This window comes from Streptomyces sp. NPDC047315, assembly GCF_040643215.1.
In the GTDB taxonomy this organism is placed as follows: Bacteria; Actinomycetota; Actinomycetes; order Streptomycetales; family Streptomycetaceae; genus Streptomyces.
In genome coordinates, this window is record NZ_JBEYTZ010000010.1 from 18718 (window position 1) to 39272 (window position 20555).

At 70.4% G+C, this 20555-nt stretch carries 19 protein-coding genes; 9 read left to right on the forward strand and 10 right to left on the reverse strand.

The genetic code is table 11. The features are described from left to right. The first annotated feature begins 54 nt into the window (after positions 1-54). Positions 55-237 carry a hypothetical protein gene (locus ABZ842_RS13600; protein WP_361536454.1) on the forward strand — a complete coding sequence of 61 codons (183 nt, stop codon included), beginning with the start codon at positions 55-57 and terminating at the stop codon, positions 235-237. A 136-nt stretch (positions 238-373) separates the two neighbouring features. On the opposite strand, the gene ABZ842_RS13605 is transcribed toward ABZ842_RS13600, so the two are convergent. Then, the gene (locus ABZ842_RS13605; RefSeq protein ID WP_361536456.1) at positions 374-736 is read right to left on the reverse strand and encodes a metal-sensitive transcriptional regulator; all 363 of its coding nucleotides are present in this window, start codon (positions 734-736) and stop codon (positions 374-376) included. A gap of 398 nt (positions 737-1134) precedes the next feature. Between ABZ842_RS13605 and ABZ842_RS13610 the strand changes: the two genes are divergently transcribed. Next, positions 1135-1755, forward strand: coding sequence for a DUF47 family protein (locus tag ABZ842_RS13610; RefSeq protein WP_361536458.1), 621 nt, complete (start codon positions 1135-1137; stop codon positions 1753-1755). 5 nt (positions 1756-1760) lie between these two features. Beyond that, complete coding sequence (locus ABZ842_RS13615; RefSeq protein WP_361536460.1) at positions 1761-2759, forward strand: inorganic phosphate transporter; 999 nt, start codon at positions 1761-1763, stop codon at positions 2757-2759. 364 nt (positions 2760-3123) lie between these two features. Here ABZ842_RS13615 and pstB read toward each other — a convergent pair whose 3' ends face one another. The 8 genes from pstB to mshD all read right to left on the reverse strand — a co-directional run bounded on the left by pstB (position 3124) and on the right by mshD (position 13229). Beyond that, positions 3124-3900 carry a phosphate ABC transporter ATP-binding protein PstB gene (pstB, locus tag ABZ842_RS13620; protein WP_361536462.1) on the reverse strand — a complete coding sequence of 259 codons (777 nt, stop codon included), beginning with the start codon at positions 3898-3900 and terminating at the stop codon, positions 3124-3126. 30 nt (positions 3901-3930) lie between these two features. After that, entirely contained in the window at positions 3931-5010 is a 1080-nt protein-coding gene (gene pstA / locus ABZ842_RS13625) for a phosphate ABC transporter permease PstA (protein ID WP_361536464.1), read from the reverse strand. Beyond that, positions 5007-6062, reverse strand: coding sequence for a phosphate ABC transporter permease subunit PstC (pstC, locus tag ABZ842_RS13630; RefSeq protein ID WP_361536466.1), 1056 nt, complete (start codon positions 6060-6062; stop codon positions 5007-5009). The genes pstA and pstC overlap by 4 nt, the downstream gene beginning before the upstream one ends. A gap of 255 nt (positions 6063-6317) precedes the next feature. After that, positions 6318-7448: a phosphate ABC transporter substrate-binding protein PstS gene (pstS, locus tag ABZ842_RS13635; protein WP_361536468.1), complete on the reverse strand. Its 1131-nt coding sequence runs from the start codon at positions 7446-7448 to the stop codon at positions 6318-6320. A gap of 557 nt (positions 7449-8005) precedes the next feature. Then, positions 8006-8407, reverse strand: a complete 402-nt coding sequence (locus ABZ842_RS13640) for an NUDIX hydrolase (RefSeq protein ID WP_361536890.1) — start codon at positions 8405-8407, stop codon at positions 8006-8008. A 92-nt stretch (positions 8408-8499) separates the two neighbouring features. Then, the gene (locus tag ABZ842_RS13645) at positions 8500-9555 is read right to left on the reverse strand and encodes a CHAD domain-containing protein (protein ID WP_361536892.1); all 1056 of its coding nucleotides are present in this window, start codon (positions 9553-9555) and stop codon (positions 8500-8502) included. Between the two features lie 184 nt (positions 9556-9739). After that, complete coding sequence (locus tag ABZ842_RS13650) at positions 9740-11968, reverse strand: RNA degradosome polyphosphate kinase (protein ID WP_361536470.1); 2229 nt, start codon at positions 11966-11968, stop codon at positions 9740-9742. Between the two features lie 337 nt (positions 11969-12305). Then, a complete protein-coding gene (gene mshD / locus ABZ842_RS13655) occupies positions 12306-13229 on the reverse strand; it encodes a mycothiol synthase (RefSeq protein ID WP_361536472.1) in 924 nt (307 codons plus the stop codon). A gap of 233 nt (positions 13230-13462) precedes the next feature. Here mshD and ABZ842_RS13660 point away from each other — a divergent pair, with 233 nt between their 5' ends. Together ABZ842_RS13660 and ABZ842_RS13665 are read left to right on the forward strand one after the other, a co-directional pair. Beyond that, positions 13463-14449 carry an alpha/beta hydrolase gene (locus ABZ842_RS13660; protein ID WP_361536474.1) on the forward strand — a complete coding sequence of 329 codons (987 nt, stop codon included), beginning with the start codon at positions 13463-13465 and terminating at the stop codon, positions 14447-14449. A gap of 264 nt (positions 14450-14713) precedes the next feature. Next, positions 14714-15331, forward strand: a complete 618-nt coding sequence (locus tag ABZ842_RS13665) for a hypothetical protein (RefSeq protein ID WP_361536476.1) — start codon at positions 14714-14716, stop codon at positions 15329-15331. An 85-nt stretch (positions 15332-15416) separates the two neighbouring features. Here the strand turns inward: ABZ842_RS13665 and ABZ842_RS13670 are convergent, their stop codons facing one another. Then, positions 15417-15845, reverse strand: coding sequence for a hypothetical protein (locus ABZ842_RS13670; RefSeq protein WP_361536478.1), 429 nt, complete (start codon positions 15843-15845; stop codon positions 15417-15419). A gap of 177 nt (positions 15846-16022) precedes the next feature. On the opposite strand from ABZ842_RS13670, the gene ABZ842_RS13675 reads away from it, so the two are divergent. From ABZ842_RS13675 to ABZ842_RS13690, 4 genes are all read left to right on the forward strand, one after another. Beyond that, positions 16023-17201: a histidine kinase gene (locus ABZ842_RS13675; protein WP_361536480.1), complete on the forward strand. Its 1179-nt coding sequence runs from the start codon at positions 16023-16025 to the stop codon at positions 17199-17201. A 55-nt stretch (positions 17202-17256) separates the two neighbouring features. Continuing rightward, positions 17257-17925 carry a response regulator transcription factor gene (locus ABZ842_RS13680; RefSeq protein ID WP_361536482.1) on the forward strand — a complete coding sequence of 223 codons (669 nt, stop codon included), beginning with the start codon at positions 17257-17259 and terminating at the stop codon, positions 17923-17925. A 197-nt stretch (positions 17926-18122) separates the two neighbouring features. Next, entirely contained in the window at positions 18123-18365 is a 243-nt protein-coding gene (locus tag ABZ842_RS13685) for a hypothetical protein (RefSeq protein ID WP_361536484.1), read from the forward strand. Next, on the forward strand, positions 18362-20524 hold the full coding sequence (locus ABZ842_RS13690; protein WP_361536486.1) for an MMPL family transporter: 2163 nt from the start codon (positions 18362-18364) through the stop codon (positions 20522-20524). Before ABZ842_RS13685 ends, ABZ842_RS13690 begins: the two co-directional genes overlap by 4 nt. The last annotated feature ends 31 nt before the right edge of the window (positions 20525-20555 follow it).

A 20555-nucleotide genomic window follows, 5' to 3' on the forward strand; every position in this document is an offset into this window, starting at 1 on the left:
GCGGTCTGTGCATCGCTCCCTACGCTAGGAAGTCGACACCGGAGGAAGAGGTGAATGCACGTGGCTCCGCCCAGTACGACGTTGGTCCAGGACCACGTGGCCCTCGCCGAGATCGAGCTGTGTGGTGAGTTGATCATCGCGGCGTCCGCCGCGGACGGGGAGCGGCTGAGCCCGGCCCGTATCGACGAGGTGCTGAAGGTCGTCACCGAGCGGGCGGCGCTCGGCCGGCAGGACTGACGGCGACCAGAGCAAGCGACCGGAGTGAGTAACCGGAGCAAGCGACCGGAACGGCTGATGGGCGGGGCGCGTCTGCGTCCCCGCCCATCGGTGCGTACGGCTCCGCCGGTCTGCGCGGTCCCTGCGTACGGAGGCGTCAGGTGCGCATCATCCGGGCGATCGCCTTCGTCGCCTCCTCGACCTTCGCCTCGATCTCGTCGCCGCCCTTGACCGCGGCGTCGGCGACGCAGTGGCGCAGGTGCTCCTCAAGGAGCTGGAGGGCGAAGGACTGGAGGGCCTTCGTGGACGCCGAGACCTGGGTGAGTATGTCGATGCAGTAGACGTCCTCGTCCACCATGCGCTGGAGGCCGCGGATCTGGCCCTCGATCCGGCGCAGGCGCTTGAGGTGCTCGTCCTTCTGCTTGTGGTAGCCGTGGATGCCGCGGTCGTGGTCGGTGACCGGGGCTTCGGCGGCGAGGGTCTCGGTGACCGGGGGGCCGGCCGCCTCGGTGGTCGTCATCGGGTCCTCCCGTTGTCCTGGCGTGCTGTGCTTGCTCTGCTTGCTGTGCGTGCTGTGCGTGCTGTGCGTGCTGTGCGTACCGAGTGTGCTGCTTGTACTGCTCGTGCTCGGCCTGCGTGGTGTGAGGCGCCCGCATCGGGGTTCGCATACCCCTCATGGGTATATGGTACCGGGTCGTGCGTGATCACGGAGGAAAGCGTTTCACGAGGCGCCCGCCCCGTGCGCAGCTTCGTGACCTGCCCGGGGGAGTGCTTCGGCGACGGGTGGGGAAGGTGCCACGGGGGGCCGTGCCGGTCGTGGCCGCCCATGGGCGACACTGAAGAACACCGGTTGGCCGCGGCCGGATGAATGCGCCTAGCATCAGCCTGTCCGAATCCAGCGCACCACAGGGACCTCACGTGCGATTTCGTCTGACCCCACGGGAGACGAGCTTCTACGACATGTTCGCGGCCTCCGCGGACAACATCGTGACGGGCTCGAAGCTCCTGATGGAACTGCTCGGGGCCGACGCTTCCTCCCGGAGTGAGATCGCGGAGCGGATGCGGGCCGCGGAACACGCGGGTGACGACGCCACCCATGCCATCTTCCACCAGCTCAACTCCTCCTTCATCACGCCGTTCGACCGTGAGGACATCTACGCCCTCGCATCGTCCCTCGACGACATCATGGACTTCATGGAGGAGGCCGTCGACCTGGTCGTCCTCTATCAGGTCGAGGAACTTCCCAAGGGCGTCGAGCAGCAGATCGAGGTGTTGGCCCGGGCCGCCGAGCTGACGGCCGAGGCGATGCCGCACCTGCGGACCATGGAGAACCTCACCGAGTACTGGATCGAGGTCAACCGACTGGAGAACCAGGCGGACCAGATCCACCGCAAGCTCCTGGCCACGCTCTTCAACGGCAAGTACGACGCCATCGAGGTGCTGAAGCTGAAGCAGATCGTGGACGTCCTGGAGGAGGCGGCGGACGCCTTCGAGCACGTCGCGAACACCGTGGAGACCATCGCGGTCAAGGAGTCCTGACCTCCGTGGACACCTTCGCCCTGGTCGTGACGATCGCCGTCGCGCTCGGCTTCACCTACACCAACGGCTTCCACGACTCCGCGAACGCCATCGCGACCTCCGTCTCCACGCGCGCGCTGACCCCGCGCGTCGCGCTGGTGATGGCCGCGCTGATGAACCTCGCGGGGGCGTTCCTCGGGCAGGGCGTGGCCAAGACCGTCAGCGAGGGGCTGATCGAGACCCCGCAGGGCAGCAAGGGGATGGGCATCCTCTTCGCCGCCCTGCTCGGCGCGATCGTCTGGAACCTCGTCACCTGGTACTTCGGGCTGCCGTCGTCGTCCTCGCACGCCCTGTTCGGCGGCATGGTCGGGGCGGCCCTGGCCGGTGGCACGGAGGTCATCTGGTCCGGGGTGCTGGAGAAGATCGTCATCCCGATGTTCGTCTCGCCGCTGGTCGGCCTGGTGGCGGGGTACCTGGTGATGGTCGCCATCCTGTGGATCTTCCGCCGGGCGAACCCGAACAAGGCCAGGCGCGGCTTCCGGATCGCCCAGACGGTCTCGGCCGCGGCGATGGCCCTCGGCCACGGCCTCCAGGACGCCCAGAAGACGATGGGCATCGTGGTGATGGCCCTGGTCATCGCGGACGTCCAGCAGTCCGGCGACGAGATCCCGGTGTGGGTGAAGATCGCCTGTGCGGTGATGCTGTCGCTCGGCACGTACGCCGGCGGGTGGCGGATCATGCGGACGCTGGGGCGCAAGATCATCGAGCTCGACCCCCCGCAGGGCTTCGCCGCGGAGACGACGGGCGCCTCGATCATGTTCGGGTCGGCCTTCCTCTTCCACGCGCCGATCTCCACCACCCACGTCATCACCTCGGCGATCATGGGCGCGGGCGCGACGAAGCGGGTGAACGCGGTGCGCTGGGGCGTCGCCAAGAACATCGTTCTGGGGTGGTTCATCACCATGCCGGCAGCGGCGGCGGTCGCCGCGCTGAGCTACGGCGTGGTGTGGCTGGTGTTCGGCTGAGGCGAAGGCCGGAGGACGACGGCCGGAGCCCGGAGCCCGGAGCCCGGAGCCCGGAGCCCGGAGTCGGGATCCGGCGGGGCGCGTAGGGGGCGCGTATACGGGCGTACGGCGCTCCCCCGAGCGCGTACGGGCGTAGGGATCGCGCCACCCTCGTGCCCTGAAGCGCCCGCACCGAGAGCCTCACGGGTACTACGGGCCGAAGACGCAAGTGGGCCCGCCCCCGGGAAGGAAGTGGGGGCGGGCCCTTCGTCGTGCGGTGGCACCGCCATGCAGCACCGCAGGACGGCTGGAGCGGCTGGCGCGTACGGCCCCACGGGCCCGGAGACCCGTCGGTCCCGGAGGCGCCGGGGCAGCCGGAGCGTGCTCAGCCGAAGCGGCCGGAGATGTAGTCCTCGGTGGCCTGGACGGACGGGTTGGCGAAGATCCGCTCCGTGTCGTCGATCTCGATCAGCTTGCCGGGCTGGCCCACGGCCGCCAGGTTGAAGAAGGCGGTGCGGTCGGAGACCCGGGCCGCCTGCTGCATGTTGTGGGTGACGATGACGATGGTGAAACGCTCCTTCAGCTCCCCGATCAGGTCCTCGATCGCGAGGGTCGAGATCGGGTCGAGCGCCGAACAGGGCTCGTCCATCAGCAGCACCTCGGGCTCGACCGCGATCGCGCGGGCGATGCACAGCCGCTGCTGCTGACCGCCGGAGAGGCCGGAACCCGGCTTGTTGAGCCGGTCCTTGACCTCGTTCCAGAGGTTGGCGCCGCGCAGGGACTTCTCCACCACGTCAGCGAGCTGGTTCTTCTTGTACGAGCCGTTCAGCCGCAGCCCCGCCGCGACGTTGTCGAAGATCGACATCGTCGGGAACGGGTTCGGCCGCTGGAAGACCATGCCGACCGTGCGGCGCACGGCGACCGGGTCCACGGAGGAGGCGTACAGGTTCTCGTCGTCGAGCAGTACCTTGCCCTCCACCCGGCCGCCGGGGGTGACCTCGTGCATCCGGTTGAGGGTGCGCAGGAACGTCGACTTGCCGCAGCCGGAGGGGCCGATGAAGGCCGTCACCGAGCGGGGCTCCACGGTCATCGAGATGTCCTCGATCGCCTTGTGGGAGCCGTAGTAGGCGGTCAGTCCGCTGACGTCGATTCGCTTGGCCATGAGTTCAGTTCACTTCCCAGTTGCCGCGCGTCAGCGGCCGGTCTTCGGGGCCTTCCAGCGGGCGATGCCGCGGGCCACCAGGTTGAGGATCATGACGAAGGCGATCAGGACCAGGGCGGCGGCCCAGGCGCGGTCGTACGACGCCTCGCTGCCGACCCGGTACTGCTCCCAGATGTAGAACGGGAGCGAGGACTGGGCCCCTTCGAACGGGTTGGTGTTGATCAGCTGGCTGCCGAAGACCAGCAGCATGATCGGGGCGGTCTCGCCGGCGATGCGGGCGATCGCGAGCATCACACCGGTGGTGATGCCGCCGAGCGCGGTCGGGATGACCACCTTCACGATGGTGCGCCACTTCGGGACGCCGAGGGCCAGGGACGCCTCGCGCAGCTCGTTCGGTACGAGCTTCAGCATCTCCTCGGTCGAGCGGACGACGACCGGGATCATCAGGATCGCCAGCGCCAGCGCGCCCATCAGGCCGGACGGGCTCAGCTCGAACATCAGCATGATGGAGAGGATGAAGAGGCCGGCGACGATCGACGGGATGCCCGTCATGACGTCGACGAAGAACGTCACGGCCTTGGCGAGCGCGCCCTTGCCGTACTCGACCAGGTAGATCGCGGTCAGCAGGCCGATCGGCACCGAGATGGCGGTGGCGAGGCCGACCTGCTGGAGGGTGCCGACGATGGCGTGGTACACGCCGCCGCCCGGCTCGAAGCCGGGCACGCCGGCCATGGAGTGGGTCAGGAAGTACCCGTCGAGGACCTTCACGCCCCGGCTGACCGTCACCCAGATGAGGGAGAGCAGCGGGATGACGGCGATGATGAAGCAGACCCAGACGACGCTGGTCGCCAGCTTGTCCTTGGCCTGGCGCCGGTTCTCCACGACCGAGGTCGCCACGTACGAGAGGGCCATGAAGAAGAGCGCCGAGAGCAGACCCCACTGGATCTTGCTGTGCCAGCCGGCGACGGCGCCGAGGCCGCAACCCAGCGCGATGCCGGCGGCGGCGAAGCCGACCGGGGCCCAGCGCGGGAGCGACCGGCCGCTGAGGCGGGCCGGGGCGATCGCGCCGGCGGGCGTCGGCGCGCTGTCGTGCAGTGCTGTCTGGCTCATGCGTTGGCCCCCGAGTACTCCTTGCGGCGGGCGATGATCATGCGGGCCCCGCCGTTGACCAGCAGGGTGAGGATGAAGAGCACGAGGCCGGAGGCGATCAGCGCGTCCCGGCCGAGCTCGTTGGCCTCGTCGAACTTCGCGGCGATGTTCTGGGCGAAGGTGCCGCCACCGGGGTTGAGCAGGTGCCCGGAGATGATGAAGCTCGGCGACAGCACGGTCGCCACCGCCATCGTCTCGCCGAGCGCCCGGCCGAGGCCCAGCATCGACGCCGAGATGACGCCGGAGCGGCCGAAGGGCAGCACCGACATCCGGATGACTTCCCAGCGGGTGGCGCCGAGCGCCAGCGCGGCCTCTTCGTGCATCTTCGGGACCTGGAGGAAGACCTCGCGGCTGACGCTGGTCACGATCGGCAGGATCATGATCGCGAGCAGGATGCCCACGGTGAACAGCGAGCGGGCGACGCCGATCTCGGTCTTCTCGAAGATGTACGTCCAGCCGAAGTAGTCGTCCAGCCAGAGGTTGAGCCCCTCCAGGTACGGAACGAGGAAGAGCGCGCCCCAGATGCCGTAGATGATCGACGGCACGGCGGCGAGCAGGTCGACGACGTACGCGATGGGCGCGGCGAGCTTGCGGGGCGCGTAGTGCGAGATGAAGAGCGCGATGCCGACGGCGATCGGGACCGCGATCGCCATCGCGATGATCGAGCTGACGACCGTGCCGAAGAGCAGCACCGCGATGCCGAACACCGGCGGGTTGCCCGCGGGGTTCCAGTCGAACGTGGTGAGGAAGTTGCCCTCGTTCTCGGAGAGCGCGATGGCGGCGCGGTAGGTGAGGAACGCCGCGATCGACGCCATGATCACCAGGAGCAGGATGCCCGAGCCGCGGGACAGGCCGAGGAACACCTTGTCGCCGGCGCGCCCGGTCGAGGAGCTCTTGGCGGCGAGGGAGGCGGTCGGGCCGCCTCCCCGGCGGCCGGGGTCGCCGGCGCCGGACGGGCTCTGACGGCCGGGCGGCGGGGAGTCATGGGGTTCTATGGGTGTCGTGGAAGCCATGGTCTTTCCGGTCTGTGTGGGGGAGCGGTGGCTCCCCTGGCGGCGGTGCACCGGATGGGCGGACGGGTGCGGTTGCGGACACGGAGCGGGTCGGTGGGGGTGGGGGGCTTCGTGGGGCCGGTGGGCCGGGCGGGCGCGGACAGGCGGAGGGTGGTCGATCCCTCCCCCCGCCTGTCCTCATTACGTTGTGGCCCTGCGGGGCCCGGTGCGCCCGGTGGGTCCGCGGCCCTATGGCCTACGGCCTCCGGGTCCGGGTCAGTTCAGGCCGGCGACGGTCTCGCGGACCTTCGCGTTGATCTCGGCCGGGATGGGGGCGTAGCCCGCGTTCGACAGGACCTTCTGGCCCTCCTCGCTCGCGGTGTACGTCAGGAAGGACTTGACCGTGTCGAGGGTCTCGGGCTTGTTGCCGGTGTCGCAGACGACCTCGTACGTCACCAGGATGATCGGGTAGGCGCCGTCGGCCTTGGTGGCGTAGTCCAGCTCCAGGGCGAGGTCCTTGCCGGTGCCCTTGACCTTGGCGGCGGCGATGGCCTTGGAGGCGTTCTCCGAGGTGGCCTTGACGGGGGCCGCGGCGCCCGTCGCGATGTCGACCGTCGGGATGGACTGCGAGGTGGCGTACGAGAGCTCGAAGTAGCCGATCGCGCCGTCGACCTGCTTGACCTGGGCGGCGACGCCGGAGGAGCCGGAGGCGGCCTGGCCGCCGGGCGCGGGCCACTTCTTCTCGGCCTCGTAAGGCCAGTCGGCCTTGGCGGTGGCGCCCAGGTACTTGCCGAGGTTCTGGGTGGTGCCGGAGTCCTCGGAGCGGTGGAACGCCTGGATCGCCTTGTCCGGCAGGTTCTTGCCCTCGTTGAGCTTGGCGATCGCCGGGTCGTTCCACTTGGTGATCTTGCCGTTGAAGATCTTGGCGACGGCGGAGGCGTCCAGGGTCAGGTCGTCGACGCCGGGCAGGTTGTAGCCGATCGCGATCGGGCCGCCGACCATGGGCAGGTTGATGCCCTGGCCGCCCTTGCACATCTTCTTGGACTCGGCGACCTCTTCGGGCTTGAGCGCCGAGTCGGAGCCGGCGAAGCCGACGGTGCCCTGGTTGAAGGCGACGATGCCCTCGCCGGAGGAGGAGGACTTGTAGTTGATCTCCACGCCGGAGCAGGCCGCCATGTAGTTCTTCACCCACAGGTCCATGGCGTTCTTCTGAGCGCTGGAACCGGAAGCGAGGAGCTTGCCCTTGGCGCCGTCGCAGGAGATGTTCGACGCCGCGTTGCTCTTGCTGCCGCCGCCGGTGCTGCTCGCGTTGTCGTCCGAACCACACGCCGTGAGGACCAGGGCACCGGTCACAGCGAGGGCACCGAGCGCGGTGGCGCGAAGCCCGTTCTTGCGCTGAAGCTTCACTTTCGGGTGTTTCCTTCCAGGAGCCGCCTGGACGCTGGCCGTTGTCGGGACGTTGGGCGGCGTGTGTCGGGGGATGGGGGTACCGGCCCTGTGCCGGTCACCTCGTAAGGCCGAAATTAAGCAGATCAGGTGAAGTGCCCCAAGGTGGAGAGTGAACGGGAGGTGAACCGTGCTGGGCGGCTGGGTAATCGCGCCGAGCCGCCTCAAAAAGGGGCCGGCTCGCGCCTGTGGCCTGCGGTGTTGTCGGGCTACGGGTGAGTGCATGGTTCACGCGGTTCGTACGGGGAGAGGGGCGTCGGAGGTGCCGCCGAGCGCAACCTAGCGCGGGACGAGGGGTGTCGTGACGGCCGTTACCCGTACGAGTGGCGGGCGTTCGGGTGACGCGCTCGTATTGGTTGACGCGTGGTTTTGACGGCGTCGGCGCGGGTGGTAATGCGGGGTGGCGGGGGCGTACGTCAGACGCGTCCGTCAGACGTATACGGGGCGGAGGGGCGTAGGTCGGACGCGTACGGGGACGGGGGGCGTGCGTCGGACGCGGCGGGTGGCGGGGGCGTGCGTCAGACGCGTACGGCGGACAGCAGGGCCGCCACCAGTTCCCGGTCCCGCTCCTGGGTGAGCCGAGCCCGGGCCTCGTCCGGGGGGAGCCAGACCAGCCGGTCCACCTCGCGGTTGGGCGCGAAGGCGCCGCCCGTCGCCTCGGCAGCCCAGTAGCGCACCTCCTTGGGGCGTCCCTCGACCGGGTAGTACGCGGTCGGCAGTGCGGGGCCGAGTGCGCACGTCATCCCGGTCTCCTCCAGTACCTCCCGGCGCGCGCCGGAGTGCGGTGGCTCGCCGCGTTTGAGCTTGCCCTTGGGGTGCGACCAGTCGTCGTACCTGGGGCGGTGGACGAGGCAGATCTCCAGGTGGTGGGCGGTGTCGTGGGGCGCGCGGCGCCAGAGGACGCAGCCCGCGGCGAGGATGGGCGCGGGGCGGTCGGCGCCTGGCTGGTCGGGCGCGGCCTGGTCAGGCCCTGGCCGGTCGGGGGTGCCCCGGTCGGGGTCGTCGGCGGTGGTCACGGGACCCGGGTCCGTAGCGCGATGGTTCCCGGCCAGATCTCCTGGAAGGCGAACCGCGCCGCTTCGACCTCGTGGCGCTGGTCGGCGTGGAGCACTCCGAGGGCGTACGCCGTGGCCGGGGAGATGCGCGGGGTGCGCGCCGCAACGGCGGCGGCTTCGGCGGCCTCCGCCGCGTCGCGGTGGCGGTCGAGCAGCCGGCCGGCGCGGGCGAGGACGTCAGCGGTGGGGTTCGGGTGCAGCGGCGCCAGCACCTCCAGCGCGTAACGGTGCAGCCGCAGGAGTCGGCGGACCTGGTGCCAGGGGGCGTCCTGGGCCTCCTCGGCGGGCGCCGGTGCCAGCCCGTACACCAGGGCGTCCGCGTTGTACGGGTGGCCGGCGCGGCTGAGGGGGAGCGAGGCCACCGACTCCAGGAGCACGCGTTCGGTCGTCTCGGCGGCGGGGAACAGGGAGTCCTCGACGCGGGCGGTGGCGACCGGTCCGAGGGGGACTTCGGAGGCGAGTACGGCGACGGCGTCGGCGACGGCGTGGAAGCGGGCGGAGCCGAGGGCGTGCAGGGCGGCGGAGTGGGCCCGGGTCCGGGCCAGCGTCAACTGGCGGTCCAGGAGCGCGCCGGCGCGGGTGGCGCCGACGGTGAGGGAGCCGGCGGCGCGGGACGCGGTGGCGGTGACGGTCGCGGTCGCGGTCGCCGGGGGTTCGCCGTGGGTCGGGGGCGCGTCGTGGGGCGCGGACTCGTTGCGGGCGGCGGGGAGCGGGGCCGGGGCGGCGCCGGACAGCCGGGTGAGGGCGTCGAGGAGGCGGGTCAGCCGGGAGGTGCAGGCGTGTTCCTGGGCGAGCGTGGTGGACAGCCAGGCCAGCTCCGTGCGCAGCCCGTCCGCCCAGGTCGGTTCGAGGAGGGGCCGGAAGGTGTGCAGCGTGCCGCTGATGCGGCGGGCCGCCGTCCGCAGCGAACGGGCCGCTTCGGCGACCGCCGCGGTGTCGGCGCCGCTCTCCTCGTACTGCCGCAGGCTGCGCAGGAAGTCACCGGCGCGGGCGTGCAGATAGACCGCGAGCACCTCGCCGGTGCCGGTGCCGGTGCCGGTGCCGGTCGGCGCGGTCGGGTCCGGGGGCGCCGTCGGTCCGTACGCCTCCGGCACCGGCACCGGCCCGGGCTGTTCCGGCTCCGCGCTCGCGAGGGGATCCGTGGTCGTCACGGATCCCGTGGTCGTGATGCGCGCCGGACCGCCGCGGGCCGACAGTTCAGGGTTGTGCACGCCTGCGCCTCCGGGCGTCGATCAGCATCTCCTGGACGTTCTGCAACGGCTGTCCGTCCGCGTCCGTCGAGTGCCGGGTCCAGGCGCCGTCCGGGCCCAGGTGCCAGGACGACGTGGTGTCGGACATCCCCGTCTCCAGCAGACGGGTCAGGGCGGCGCGGTGCGCCGGGTCGGTGACCCGGACCAGCGCCTCGATGCGGCGGTCGAGGTTGCGGTGCATCATGTCGGCGCTACCCAGCCAGACCTCCGGCTCGCCGCCGTTGCCGAAGGCGAAGACCCGGGAGTGCTCCAGGAAGCGCCCCAGGATGGAACGCACTCGGACGTTCTCCGACAGACCGGGCACTCCGGGGCGCAGCGCGCAGATGCCGCGCACCCAGATGTCCACCGGCACGCCCGCCATCGCCGCGCGGTAGCAGGCGTCGATGATCGCCTCGTCGACCATCGAGTTGACCTTGATGCGTACGTACGCGGGCCGCCCGGCCCGGTGGTGCGCGGCTTCCTTGTTGATCCGCGAGACCAGCCCGTCGCGCAGCGACTTGGGGGCGACCAGCAGCCGGCGGTAGGTCTCGCGGCGGGAGTAGCCGGAGAGGCGGTTGAAGAGGTCGGAGAGGTCCGCGCCGACCTGCGGGTCGGCGGTGAGCAGGCCCAGGTCCTCGTACAGCCGCGCGGTCTTGGGGTGGTAGTTGCCCGTGCCGACGTGCGAGTAGCGCCGCAGGATCTCGCCCTCCTGGCGGACCACGAGCGAGAGCTTGCAGTGGGTCTTGAGCCCGACGAGCCCGTACACGACGTGGCAGCCGGCCTCCTCCAGCTTCCGCGCCCACTTGATGTTGGCCTGCTCGTCGAAGCGGGCCTTGATCTCGACGAGGACGAGCACCTGCTTGCCCGACTCCGCCGCGTCGATCAGCGCGTCCACTATCGGCGAGTCGCCGGAGGTCCGGTACAGCGTCTGCTTGATGGCGAGCACGTCCGGGTCGGCGGCGGCCTGCTCCAGGAACGCCTGCACGGAGGTGGAGAAGCTGTCGTACGGGTGGTGCAGCAGCACGTCGCGCTCGCGCAGCGCCATGAAGATGTCCGGTGCGGACGCCGACTCGACCTCGGCGAGGTCACGGTGCGTGCCCGCGATGAACTTGGGGTACTTGAGCTCCGGCCGGTCCAGGGCCGCTATCCCGAACAGACCGGTGAGGTCCAGCGGGCCGGGGAGCGGATAGACCTCGGCGTCCGTGATCTTCAGCTCGCGTACGAGCAGGTCGAGCACGTACGGATCGATGGACTCCTCGACCTCCAGCCGCACCGGCGGCCCGAAGCGCCGCCGCATCAACTCCTTCTCCAGCGCCTGGAGCAGGTTCTCGGCGTCGTCCTCCTCGACTTCCAGGTCCTCGTTCCTGGTGACCCGGAACATGTGGTGCGCCAGCACCTCCATCCCCGGGAACAGCTCCTCCAGATGGGCCGCTATCACGTCTTCGAGGGGGACGTAGCGCTGCGGCGAGGCTTCGAGGAAGCGGGAGAGCAGCGGCGGGACCTTCACGCGGGCGAAGTGGCGGTGGCCGCTGACCGGGTTGCGCACGACGACGGCGAGGTTGAGGGAGAGGCCGGAGATGTACGGGAAGGGGTGCGCCGGGTCCACGGCCAGCGGCGTCAGCACAGGGAAGATCTGCTGGCGGAAGAGGGTGAAGAGGCGGGCCTGCTCCTTCTCGGTCAGATCGGGCCAGCGGATGAGGTGGATGCCCTCTTCGGCGAGCGCGGGGGAGACGTCCTGCTGGTAGCAGGCGGCGTGCCGGGCCATGAGCTCGCGCGAACGGGTCCAGATCAGGTCCAGCACCTCGCGCGGCTGGAGGCCGGAGGCGGAGCGGGTGGCGACCCCGGTGGCGATCCGGCGCTTGAGGCCGGCGACGCGCACCATGAAGAACTCGTCGAGGTTGGAGGCGAAAATGGCCAGGAAGTTAGCCCGTTCGAGTAGGGGCGTGGCCGGGTCCTCGGCCAGCTCCAGCACCCGCTCGTTGAACGCGAGCCAGCTGCGCTCCCGGTCCAGGAAACGGCCCTGGGGGAGCTCGGCGCCGTTGCCGGCGTGGTCCTCCTCGTAGCCGTCGAGATCCGCGTCGAGGTCGGGCTCCAGATCGGACACCGTGGCGGCCACGGTGTGCGGCCGGTGCGCCGCGATGGAACCGACGGACGGCTGGGGGTGCTGGACCGATGCCTCGGCAGGCTGCTGACTCATGAACCCATTCTTCCGCGTCTGGGGCGCGATGGGCGCGTCGGAGTGGGGTACGAGGGTTCGTACGGAATCCGCTCCTGAGCCCGATACGGGATCGGGTACGGCTGACTGCATTGAGTGAGCGTCGCAGTGCAGTCTGAATGGCCGGTAACGACGACATGACGTCCGGGAATCGGCGGCGGGACCGTGCGGGGCCCCACCCTCGACTCATCGCTCTTCGTGATCGCCCCCCGCCCCCCGCCCCCCGGATCCCGGATCCCGGATCCCGGATCCCCGAGGCGCGGCCCCCGCGGGCCCCGCAGACCGTGCGGGGCGGGTGAGGCGCGTTCCGCCCCCGGGGTCAGGACTCGGTGCGGTACATCAGGTCGACCTCGTGGGTCTTGAAGCCCAGCCGCTCGTACACCGTGACCGCGGCGGTGTTGTCTGCGTCCACATAGAGCATCCCCGTGGGCAGCCCCTGCGCGGCGAGGTGGCGCAGCCCGATGGCGGTGAGGGCCTTGCCCAGGCCGCCGCCCTGCGCGTCGGGGCGCACCCCGACGACGTAGACCTCCCCCAACTGCTCGGTGGCGTGCACCTTCGTCCAGTGGAAGCCCACGACGACGCCCTCGCGCTCGGCCAGGAAGAAGCCCTTGGGGTCGAACCAGGGCTCGGCCTTGCGGTCGTCGAGGTCCCGCTGCGTGAGGGAGCCCTGCTCGGGGTGGTGGGCGAACGCGGCGGCGTTCACCGCGAGCCACGCTGCGTCGTCCTCGTCGGGGACGAAGGTGCGCACGGTGACGCCGGGCGGGAACACGGGCTCGGGGATGTCGAGCGGTGCCAGCGGGCGCCGCATCTGCCGCAACTCCCGGAACAGCGTCAACCCGAGCACCTGCGCCAGATGTCTGGCGGCGGACTTCCCGCCGTGCGCCCACACGCGCAGCCGCTTTCCCGACGCGGCGAGCAGCGCGCTGCCGAGCGCCCTGCCGTGCCCGCGCCCGCGGTGGGCGGGGTGGACGACCAGCTCCGCCGCGGGGGCCTCGACGGGGTCGGTGTCCTCCAGCTGTGCGTAGCCGACCAGCTCCCCGCCGACGGTGAGCAGGAAGTGCCGGACGCCTTCTCGCGGTCCGCCGCGCAGCTGTAGCCGGCCCTGCTCCGAGACGGCCTGCGTCCCGTCCGCGGCTGCCGCCTCGGTGAGCACGGCGAGAACGGCGTCCGCCTGGTCGGGAGCCAGTGCATCGAGGCTCTCGATCTGCCGGCCGGGCTCCGGAATCACTGCGTCAGTCGTCATGGTGGAAGCCTACGGCGGGGGCGTGGTCGTACGGCAGGACGGGCGGGCGTGCGCCCAGGACCGGCGGGGCGGCCGGGGGCGTCACCATCCGGTGCCCGCACGGCGGCGCGGTGATTTGCCGATATGGCAAAGGAGGCTCGCGTGCCCGGGCGCCCGGTCGCATCATCGAGCCGCAGGCACCGCATCCGGAGCCGGTAGGCACCGCACCCGTGAACGGAACCCGAGGAGTACTCATGGCGCAGCTCACCGCGGCATCCACGACCGGGGGGACGCACCGTCTGGTCCCGTCCCCGGCAGGCCGCACCCACGTCGTCGAGCAGGGTTCGGGCCCGCTCGTCCTGCTGGTGCACGGCTTCCCCGAGTCCTGGTACTCGTGGCGCCACCAACTGCCGGCGCTCGCCGCTGCCGGTTACCGCGCGGTGGCGATGGACGTCCGCGGCTACGGCCGCTCGTCCCGCCCGACCGAGATCGGCGCCTACCGTTTGCACGAACTCATCGAGGACACCCTCGCCGTGGTCGAGGGCCTCGGCGAGTCCTCGGCGGTGATCGTGGGCCACGACTGGGGCGCGACCATTGCCGCCAACTCGGCGCTGCTGCACCCGGAGGTCTTCCGCGCGGTGGGCCTGTTGAGCGTGCCCTACGCTCCGTGGACCGGGCCCCGACCCTCCGAGATCTTTGCCCAGATGGGCGGTGACGGCGAGTTCTACGTGTCCTACTTCCAGGAGCCGGGCCGTGCCGAGGGCGAGGTCGAACCGGACATCCGGGGCTGGCTCGCCGGCTTCTACGCCGGGCTCTCGGCTGACACCATGTCGTCCGACGACAAGTCCTCCTTCTACTTCGTGCGACCGGGCGGAAAGCTCTCCGACGGCTTTCCGGTGGGGCGGCGACCGTCGTGGCTGACGGACGGCGTCCTGGATGCCTACGCTGCGGAGTTCGAGCGGACCGGGCTGACCGGCGGGCTGAACCGCTACCGCAACATGGACCGGGACTGGGAGGAGTTCGCCGACTGGCGGGGTGCTCCGCTGCCGCAGCCCTCCCTCTTCATCGGGGGCTCCGAGGACGCGTCCATCGGCTGGCTGTCGGATGTGATCGCCGCCTTCCCCACCACCCTGCCGGGGCTGGTCGGCTCGCACATCCTGCCGGGTAGCGGCCACTGGATCCAGCAGGAGGCGAGCGACGAGGTCAACACCCTGCTCCTGGACTGGCTCGCGGGGCTCTGACGACCGACCCGCCGCTGCCGCGACGACAGCGCCGACCAGCCGACACCGTTCCCGGAACGGCGTGCGCCCCCGAGTGCGCCGTTCCGTTGGCCCTGTCGTCGGGGCTTTCGCATTCGCTCTCGTCGATGCGGAGTCCATCGTCGACCTCTGCGGCTGAGGTCCTTTCCTCTCCTGCGACGGCCCTGGAATCGCGTAACCCAGACAGTGCCGAGTCCGCTCTGGTAGGAACGGGGGATGACCGCACAGGACGAGGAAGCTCCCTCGATGGAAGACCTTGTGTGCTGTGTCCAACTCGGCCCCGGATGGGTCGACTTGACGCTGGCCACAGGAGCGAGATCCGAGGCGGAGGCGCTGGCCGCGACGACCGTGGAACTCTACGGACCCCGCGGACTGGCCATTGAGAAGAAGGCGCTCTTCGAGGACGTGGCCGCCCGCGCCACCGCCCTCAACGCGGACGGGCCGATCATGGCCGCTGCCTTCTACTCGGGCACCGGCGAAGCAGTCGTCGACTTCGTCATCGACTCCTATCTGGACGACGTGGACGAGGACGGCGAGGGCCTGCCGCGACCCGACCTCGACGAGGCGCGCTCGCTGCTGCTGGACTGGATGGGCAGCGACACCACGGGCGAGCCCGAGGTGACCTACCCGGACCTGGAGGCAGGCCCGACGGTGCGTCTTCGATCTCAGGTCAGGACCAAGCAACTCCTCGGCCTCTGGCGTCAGGACACCGGCTCCCTCACCTACGCGGTGCTTCCGCCGGGAGTCAGGAGCGTCGTCCTCGCGTCCTTCACCTGGCGCAACATGGCCCAGACCGAGAAGGTCGCCGAGCTCGCCGGTGAGCTGATGGCCACCCTGCAGGTCACCCCTACCGAATCCGGTTGACCTCCGCCCGAACGGCCAGCGGGCTAAAAACCGTGTGATCCGCTGCACCTCTCCTCCAATCCGAGCAGTTCGTTCAGGGGATCGTTCAGGCGCCGACACTCCGCATGCGGCGCAGGACCATCGCGAGCGCACCGCATATCGCGCCCCAGAGAGCGTTCATGAGCAGCATCGGAACGATGGCGTAGGGCCGGGCGAGGGGGCCTTCGAGCTGCCCGGAAAGAATGGGGGAGAGAACGGCGCTGAGGACCACGGCCGTCAAGGCGTAAGCCACGCCCGTGGCGACCAGGGTCAGCAGGGGGTCGTGCACCCTGCCAAGTCCTACGGCCAATATCCACACCAGGGAGATGGCGGCCGTGAGGATCAGCGGTGTGGCCGGCTTCCCCAGGGCCTCGCTCAGGCCCGCGATGGAGAACAGCGGGCGGATGAGCGCGACGAGCGTGAGGACGCCGATCAGCGGCCAGGCCAGGGCGCGCAGCCGCTGGGCGAACGGGAGATCGGAGTGCGTTGCGTTCATGTGCATCAGAGTCGGCGTAGGTCGACCGCCGCCGCGTCCCCCCACGGCTGACACCTCACGTACTCCATCAGTTGCGGGTGGGACAGCCAGCCCTACCCCAGCGGTTGCGGTAGGGCGGAGAACACTTCCATCGCTGGGGTGAAGGCGCGGGTGGCGGCCTCGACCTACGCTGGCTTCATGCCTGCAGCTGCTGTTGTTTCCCGGCTGCGCCGCCGGCTGTCGCGCAGCCCCCGCGCGGACGTCGCGGTCAGTATCGGGGTCGTCGTGCTGGTGGCGATCGGCGCGCTGAGACCGCTCATGGGCGCGCGCTTGGAGCCGTGGCCGCTGACCGCCGTCGGCTGGCTGGTGGCCGCAGCCGTGTGCGCCGCGTTGTTCTTCCGCCGCCGCCATCCGGTCGCGGTCGCCGGTGTCGCCCTCGTTGGCACCGGTGCGTTCTATCTACTGAGCGAGTACGACGGCCCGCTGCTGATCGCGTTCGTGGTGGCGCTGTACCAAGTCGCCGCCGACGGACGCCTCCAGGCCGCGGTCGGCCTCGCCTCACTGGCGCTGGTCTCCACCGCGATCGGCACCGTCGCGGGAAACGGCGACGTGAACGGTGTCGCGCTGTTCATGTTCACCGGCTGGCTGATCGGCGTCGTCGCACTCGGCTGGGCCCGCCACAGCCGCATGGCGTACGTGCGGGAGGTGGAGCAGCGTGCGGCGGGCGATGAGCGGATGCGGATCGCCCGCGAGTTGCACGACGTCATCGGGCACCACATCTCCCTCGTCCACGTGCAGTCGTCGGCCGCCCTGCGCCGGTTGAAGAAGGACCAGGTGGCCGGCGCGGTCCTGGCCGAAGAAGCCCTGGCGGCGATCAAGGACTCCAGCCGGGAGGCGCTGCGCGAGCTGCGGACCACCCTGGGCGTGCTGCGGCAGGGGGACGAGGCGGCCCCCACGGCGCCCCTCCCCGGCCTGGACCGCATCGACGACCTCGTCGGCGCCGCCAGACTCTCCGGTCTCGACGTGCGGACCTTGATCCAAGGGGAGCGGCGGGAGCTGCCGACCGAGGTCGAGCTCGCGGCGTACCGGATCGTGCAGGAGTCCCTGACGAACGTCACCCGGCACGCCGTGCGCGTCACGGAAGCCACCGTGAGCGTCGAGTACGGAGTGCAGGAGCTGACCATCGAGATCGCGGACGACGGTCACGGCGCGGCGTCCCACGGCTTCAAGGGCGCCGGCAGTGGCGTCGCCGGCATGCGCGAACGCGCCCGGGCGCTGGGTGGAGAGCTGTCGGCGGGCCCTTGTCCACAGGGCTTCGCAGTGCGGGCCAGTCTGCCCTACGGTTCCGATCACGGCTCCCAGCGGACCCGCTCGTAGCCCTCTCCACCCTTCTAGCCCTGTAGTCCTCCAGGAGAACGGAGCGACCTGCGTCGTGATCAAAGTCTTGCTCGTTGACGACCAGCGCCTGGTGCGCGCCGGGTTCCGCTCGATCTTGGAAGACGAGGACGACATCCAAGTCGTGGGTGAGGCCGGTGACGGGGCCGAGGCGCTGGCCGCCTGCCGTGAACTCGGCCCGGACGTCGTCCTGATGGACATCCGCATGCCCGGTGTGGACGGCCTGGAAGCCTCACGCCGCATCGCCGCGGACAGTCGGCTCGCCGAGGTCAAGGTCATCATCCTCACCACGTTCGACGTGGACGACTACGTCTACGGAGCCCTGCGCGCCGGGGCGAGCGGCTTCCTCGTGAAGGACACCGAGACAGAGGAGTTGCTCAAGGCGATCCGAGTGGTGGCCCAGGGTGACGCCCTGATGAGTCCGGGCGTCACCCGTCGGTTGATCAAGGAGTTCGCGGCCAGGGTGAAGGCGCCCGAGCCCGATCCCCGGCTCAACGCCCTCACCGAACGCGAGCGTGAGGTCATGCTGTTGGTGGCCGAGGGTCTGACGAACGACGAGATCGCCAAGCGGTTGGTTCTCAGCCCCGCGACCGCGAAGACGCACGTCAGTCACATCATGAGCAAGTTGCACATCCGCGACCGGGCCCAACTGGTGATCCTCGCGTACGAGTCGGGCATGGTCCGACCTGGTTGGCTGAGCGCCTGACGCCCGCTGTGGCCCGGTGGCTGCTCTCGCCTCGGCCGGCGGGCGGTCGGGGTGAGCGGTGAGCCCTGGAGTACCGGGGCCGTGGGCAACCGCAACTCCGGTTGTATGTCCGGCCCTCGGACCGCAACTGGCGATGTAGGACAGGTGCCCGCCACGGGCTGATGTCCTGGGGCACACTTCAGCCGGACGCTCATGCCATGAGCACACATACGCACTTCCCACCAGGCACGGCGGGTCGAGCCGTCGTCGGGTTGCTGGCAGGCGGGGCCTCGGGGTTTCTCCTGGCAGCGACTGTGGCGGCGTTCTGGGACTTCCTCATCGGCCGTGACTCCGGCGACGGCCTCTTCGCACCGACCCTGCTGTTCGTCGTGCCCGCGGTGTTCGCGGCCGTGGGTGCGTTCGTCGGTTCCCGGTGGAGGATGGGCGGTCGGTCGTCATGACGCAGCACAGCTCTCCCCTTCCTGCGCGCCGCGCGTGTTCGGGCAAGGGTGTCTTCGCGGGGCTCGCCACCTGGTCGCAGCGCAGGCGCTGGCTCGCGCTGTTGCTGTGGGTGGTGGCCGTCGCGGCGATCACGGTCGGCTCCCAAGCCCTCGGCAGCCGCTATCAGAACGACTTCTCCCTCCCCGGTACGGACTCGCAGGCCGCGACGGACCTGTTGGAGGAGCACGGATCGCCGCAGGCCGGCGCCAGCGTGGAGATCGTCTTCAAGGGCGAGCGGGCCCTGGCCGGTGATCGCGGGGCCATCGAGAAGACGCTCCGCGAGGTCCGGGGGCTCCCCGGGGTGGCGGACGTCCGCAGTCCTTACGAGGACAGCTCGGCCCTCTCCAAGGACGGGACCATCGGATACGCGACGGTCATCCTCGACGGCAAGGCGGAGGAGGTGCCGAAGGAGGACGTCACCGGCATCATCGACGTCGCGAAGGCCGCCGGGACGGACCAGTTGGAGGTGCAGCTCGGCGGAGACGCGGTGCGCGGGGCCGAGGAGGAGTCGGGCGGCGGCGCCGAGGGCGCAGGAATGCTCGCCGCCCTCGTCATCCTGGTCCTGCTGTTCGGATCGCTACTGGCGGCGGCCGTTCCGCTGGTGACCGCACTGTTCGCAGTGGGCGGTGCGATCGGGCTGATCACCCTGGCGTCGAGGGTCTTCACCGTCGCGGACTTCACCCCGCCGATCATGATGCTGGTCGGTCTCGGAGTGGGGGTGGACTACGCCCTGTTGATCTTCTACCGCTACCGCCACGAGTTGATCGGCGGCAGCGATCGGGAGAGCGCCGTGGCGACCGCGCTCGCAGTTGCGGGGCGCACGGTCTTCTTCGCCGGCTGCACGGTCATCGTCGCCCTGCTGGGGCTGGTGGTCCTGGGCCTGGGGTCGCTCCAGGGAGTGGCGCTGGCGGTGGCGCTCACCGTGCTCGTCACCATGGCCGCCTCGCTGACGCTGCTGCCCGCGCTGCTGGCCGTGTTCGGGGTCCGGATCCAGAAAGCGGTGCTGAAGCGGGCGGCCACGGATCGGAGTAAGGGACGTGAGGACGGCCGTCGTTGGCGGGCGCTCGCCGGCGCCGTCCAGCGCCGACCGCTGCCCGCGCTGCTGGCCGCCGTGGTGGCGCTGCTGGCGCTGTCCGCCCCCGCGTTGGGGCTGCGGCTGGGCTTCGCCGACGCCGGCAACGATGCGCCGTCGACGACCACACGGAAGGCGTACGACCTGATGGCCGAGGGCTTCGGGCCGGGGTTCAGCGGCCCGCTCGTCGTCGTCAGCCAGGGGGACCGGGCGGCGGCCGAGGAGATGCGGTCCGCCCTGGGGCGTACGGACGGGATCGCGGCCGTCACGCCGCCGCTGCCCACCAAGGACGGCGCCGTGTCCACGGTGATCGCCTATCCGACGACCGCGCCACAGGACGCGAAGACCACCGACCTGGTCCATGCCCTACGTGACGACGTGCTGCCGCCGCTCGCGGAGAAGACTGGTGCGGAGTACTTGGTCGGGGGATCGACCGCGGCGACGCAGGACTTCGCGGACGCGGTGTCCTCCCGGATGCCGCTGTTCGTCGCCATCGTGGTGGGGTTGTCCACGCTGTTGCTGATGGCGGTGTTCCGGTCGCTGCTGATCCCGCTGAAGGCCGCGCTGTTGAATCTGCTCTCCGTCTCGGCTGCCTTGGGTGCGATCACGCTGGTCTTCCAACACGGTTGGTTCGGTGTGCAGCCCGGGCCCGTGGAGGCGTTCATCCCCGTGATGATCTTCGCGATCGTCTTCGGGCTGTCGATGGACTACGAGGTGTTCCTCATATCCCGGATCCAGGAGGAGTGGGAGAGGGCGCGGGATCCCTCGCGGGCGGTGCGGGAGGGACTGGCCGCTACGGGCAAGGTGATCACGGCGGCTGCGGCCATCATGATCGTGGTGTTCGCCGCGTTCATCCTCAGCCCGGACCGGATGCTCCAGCAGTTCGGGCTCGGTCTGGCCGTGGCCATCTTGTTGGACGCCGTCGTCATCCGGTGTCTGATCGTGCCGGCCGTGATGCAACTGCTCGGGGCGCGGGCGTGGTGGCTGCCGGGTCCGCTTGCGAAGGTGCTGCCGAAGGTGGCTCTGGAGCGGTCCGACGCAGGGTGAGCGGACCCCGGCGCCCGGCGGGAGGTCGTCC

Excerpts from the sequence above, each read along its gene's own strand:
- ABZ842_RS13600 (WP_361536454.1), top strand. The coding sequence starts at position 55 with ATGCACGTGGCTCCGCCCAGTACGACGTTGGTCCAGGACCACGTGGCC.
- ABZ842_RS13605 (WP_361536456.1), bottom strand. The coding sequence starts at position 736 with ATGACGACCACCGAGGCGGCCGGCCCCCCGGTCACCGAGACCCTCGCC.
- pstB (WP_361536462.1), bottom strand. The coding sequence starts at position 3,900 with ATGGCCAAGCGAATCGACGTCAGCGGACTGACCGCCTACTACGGCTCC.
- pstA (WP_361536464.1), bottom strand. The coding sequence starts at position 5,010 with ATGAGCCAGACAGCACTGCACGACAGCGCGCCGACGCCCGCCGGCGCG.
- pstC (WP_361536466.1), bottom strand. The coding sequence starts at position 6,062 with ATGGCTTCCACGACACCCATAGAACCCCATGACTCCCCGCCGCCCGGC.
- ABZ842_RS13650 (WP_361536470.1), bottom strand. The coding sequence starts at position 11,968 with ATGAGTCAGCAGCCTGCCGAGGCATCGGTCCAGCACCCCCAGCCGTCC.
- mshD (WP_361536472.1), bottom strand. The coding sequence starts at position 13,229 with ATGACGACTGACGCAGTGATTCCGGAGCCCGGCCGGCAGATCGAGAGC.
- ABZ842_RS13660 (WP_361536474.1), top strand. The coding sequence starts at position 13,463 with ATGGCGCAGCTCACCGCGGCATCCACGACCGGGGGGACGCACCGTCTG.
- ABZ842_RS13665 (WP_361536476.1), top strand. The coding sequence starts at position 14,714 with ATGGAAGACCTTGTGTGCTGTGTCCAACTCGGCCCCGGATGGGTCGAC.
- ABZ842_RS13670 (WP_361536478.1), bottom strand. The coding sequence starts at position 15,845 with ATGAACGCAACGCACTCCGATCTCCCGTTCGCCCAGCGGCTGCGCGCC.
- ABZ842_RS13675 (WP_361536480.1), top strand. The coding sequence starts at position 16,023 with ATGCCTGCAGCTGCTGTTGTTTCCCGGCTGCGCCGCCGGCTGTCGCGC.
- ABZ842_RS13685 (WP_361536484.1), top strand. The coding sequence starts at position 18,123 with ATGAGCACACATACGCACTTCCCACCAGGCACGGCGGGTCGAGCCGTC.
- ABZ842_RS13690 (WP_361536486.1), top strand. The coding sequence starts at position 18,362 with ATGACGCAGCACAGCTCTCCCCTTCCTGCGCGCCGCGCGTGTTCGGGC.